Genomic DNA, 3,772 nt, shown 5'->3' on the forward strand with positions numbered 1-3,772 from the left:
GTCGTGTCGCGCGATCCGCAGGATCGTCGCCTTGAAGTGTGTCGAGTGAGGGTGGTGAAAAAGTCATTCGTATAAAGGTTTGTGGTGAGCTTCTTGGCTTGCCGCTTGTTCTGTTTTGACATCGTAAAGAGAAGATTTGTTCGAACTTCATGAGCCGAAAGGTTCGTGATTTGTCGCAGGAGACGCTCAATCTCCTGCATATGATGGGTTTGCCTAACCGCACCCTCGAACCGATCTCGAGAAGCTGGTCTTTTTGTGCCAATGACATCGAATGTGGATCCCGCACAGGATCCGGTTCAGGCGACAATTCCTTTGGAATTGCGCGGACGCCAACCCCGCAAGGGAGAGGCTGAAGCGACAATCCTTCGGATTGCGCGGATGGGCATTGGCAATGAGAACGATCAAGTGTCTTAAGGGCAATTGGTGGATGCCTTGGCATGCACAGGCGATGAAGGACGTGATACGCTGCGATAAGCTACGGGGAGGTGCGAATACCCTTTGATCCGTAGATTTCCGAATGGGGAAACCCACCTAAGGTACTTGGAAAATCAGAGTAGCAGAGCGATCTGCTACTGTGGTTTCCAAGTATCGATAATAGGTAACTTATCCTGAATACATAGGGATAAAGTGGCGAACGCGGGGAACTGAAACATCTAAGTACCCGTAGGAAAGGACATCAACCGAGACTCCGGAAGTAGTGGCGAGCGAACCCGGACCAGGCCAGTGGCGATTGAGAGACAAGCGGAACCTTCTGGAAAGTAGGGCCATAGTGGGTGACAGCCCCGTACGCGTAATGCAATCAATCGTCCTCGAGTAAGGCGGGACACGTGAAATCCTGTCTGAAATTGGGAGGACCACCTTCCAAGCCTAAGTACTCGTGCATGACCGATAGCGAACTAGTACCGTGAGGGAAAGGTGAAAAGCACCCCGACAAGGGGAGTGAAAGAGTACCTGAAACCGATTGCCTACAAACAGTGGGAGCCCGCAAGGGTCACCACGTACCTTTTGTATAATGGGTCAGCGACTTAGTGTGACGAGCAAGCTTAAACCGCTAGGTGTAGGCGCAGCGAAAGCGAGTCTGAACAGGGCGTTCAGTTCGTCGCATTAGACCCGAAACCGAGTGATCTAGCCATGAGCAGGTTGAAGGTAAGGTAACACTTACTGGAGGACCGAACCCATAACTGTTGCAATAGTTCGGGATGACTTGTGGCTAGGGGTGAAAGGCCAATCAAACTCGGAAATAGCTGGTTCTCCGCGAAATCTATTTAGGTAGAGCGTCGACCGAATACCCCAGGGGGTAGAGCACTGGATGGGCTAGGGGTCCTCACCGGATTACCAAACCTAACCAAACTCCGAATACCTGGGAGTACTAGTCGGCAGACACACGGCGGGTGCTAACGTCCGTCGTGAAAAGGGAAACAACCCTGACCTACAGCTAAGGTCCCCAAGTTATGGCTAAGTGGGAAAGGATGTGAGGATCCCAAAACAACCAGGATGTTGGCTTAGAAGCAGCCATCATTTAAAGAAAGCGTAACAGCTCACTGGTCTAAATAAGGGTCTTTGCGCCGAAAATGTAACGGGGCTAAAGCCATACACCGAAGCTTAGGGTTTGGTCCGCAAGGGCCAAGCGGTAGCGGAGCGTTCTGTAAGCTGACGAAGCCATACCCGTGAGGGGTGGTGGAGGTATCAGAAGTGCGAATGCTGACATGAGTAACGTAAGGGGAGTGAGAGACTCCCCCGCCGAAAGACCAAGGGTTCCTGCTTAAAGCTAATCTGAGCAGGGTTAGCCGGCCCCTAAGACGAGGCGGAAACGCGTAGTCGATGGGAACCACGTTAATATTCGTGGGCTTGGAGGTAGTGACGGATCGCACAAGTTGTCCAATCTTATCGGATTGAACGGGCAGCGGAGCGGTTCCAGGAAATAGCTCCTCCTTATAAACCGTACCCGAAACCGACACTGGTGGTCAGGTAGAGTATACCAAGGCGCTTGAGAGAACTATGCTGAAGGAACTCGGCAAATTGCACGCGTAACTTCGGAAGAAGCGTGACCCTTTTCTACGCAAGTAGAGGAGGGTGGCACAGACCAGGGGGTAGCGACTGTTTATCAAAAACACAGGGCTCTGCGAAGTCGCAAGACGACGTATAGGGTCTGACGCCTGCCCGGTGCTGGAAGGTTAAGAGGAGGGGTGCAAGCTCTGAATCGAAGCCCCAGTAAACGGCGGCCGTAACTATAACGGTCCTAAGGTAGCGAAATTCCTTGTCGGGTAAGTTCCGACCTGCACGAATGGCGTAACGACTTCCCCGCTGTCTCCAGCATAGACTCAGTGAAATTGAATTCCCCGTGAAGATGCGGGGTTCCTGCGGTTAGACGGAAAGACCCCGTGCACCTTTACTATAGCTTTACATTGGCATTCGTAGTGGCATGTGTAGGATAGGTGGTAGGCTTTGAAACCTGGGCGCCAGCTCAGGTGGAGCCACCCTTGAAATACCACCCTTATTACTATGGATGTCTAACCGCGGCCCGTTATCCGGGTCCGGGACAATGTATGGTGGGTAGTTTGACTGGGGCGGTCGCCTCCTAAAGAGTAACGGAGGCGCGCGATGGTGGGCTCAGAACGGTCGGAAATCGTTCGCTGAGTGCAATGGCATAAGCCTGCCTGACTGCGAGACTGACAAGTCGAGCAGAGACGAAAGTCGGTCATAGTGATCCGGTGGTCCCGCGTGGAAGGGCCATCGCTCAACGGATAAAAGGTACGCCGGGGATAACAGGCTGATGACCCCCAAGAGTCCATATCGACGGGGTTGTTTGGCACCTCGATGTCGACTCATCGCATCCTGGGGCTGGAGCAGGTCCCAAGGGTATGGCTGTTCGCCATTTAAAGCGGTACGTGAGTTGGGTTCAGAACGTCGTGAGACAGTTCGGTCCCTATCTGCCGTGGGTGTAGGAATATTGAAAGGATCTGTCCCTAGTACGAGAGGACCGGGATGGACGGATCTCTGGTGGACCTGTTGTGGCGCCAGCCGCATAGCAGGGTAGCTATATCCGGACGGGATAACCGCTGAAGGCATCTAAGCGGGAAACCCACCTTAAAACGAGTATTCCCTGAGAACCGTGGAAGACGACCACGTTGATAGGCCGGGTGTGGAAGAGCGGCAACGCTTGAAGCTTACCGGTACTAATAGTTCGATCGGCTTGATCGTTCTCATTCCTTATGCTCATCGTGAAACACGATGATCTGACCAGCGCTCACGCATGAGCGGCCCTTACAGGGCCTATGCTCCGCGAGGGCGCCGGAAAACCGGCGACGCGCAGTCGCGCTTGCGGGCTTGCGCTCGAAAGCAAAACACAAACGTCGCCTTGGCACGAAAAAACAGCTTCTCGATATAACGTGCGTTTTGCCGACCTGGTGGTTATGGCGGAGCGGCTGCACCCGATCCCATTCCGAACTCGGCCGTGAAACGCTCCAGCGCTGATGGTACTTCGTCTCAAGACGCGGGAGAGTAGGTCGCTGCCAGGTCTGCAAAACGCACGTTGAACTCTCATCCGCAAACCGGATGAAACTGAAATCTTCTCTCTACGAAAAGGCCCGCCAAGGGATCACGGGCCGCGCAAGCGGCCCTTTCATTTGGTCAGCCATATACCTATCTGTAAGCCATCCTGTTCATAGGCCCAGGCTTACGTCCAGATAAGCAAGCAAACGCTTGCTTCAGATCCGGAGCAGGCAAGAGCTTGCCCTGGAGAGTCCGGAGCAAGCAAGAGCTTGCCCTGGAG

General features: G+C 53.6%; 2 rRNA genes. Both read left to right on the top strand.

The annotated features are described in order from the left end of the window. Nucleotides 1–399 precede the first annotated feature (399 nt). Nucleotides 400–3,201: ribosomal RNA gene (locus NKJ80_RS31220) — 23S ribosomal RNA — on the top strand. Between the two features lie 202 nt (nt 3,202–3,403). Beyond that, nucleotides 3,404–3,518 (top strand): 5S ribosomal RNA (rrf, locus tag NKJ80_RS31225). Nucleotides 3,519–3,772 lie beyond the last annotated feature (254 nt).

It is taken from the genome of Mesorhizobium sp. M0030 (assembly GCF_040323695.1).
In the GTDB taxonomy this organism is placed as follows: Bacteria; Pseudomonadota; Alphaproteobacteria; order Rhizobiales; family Rhizobiaceae; genus Mesorhizobium.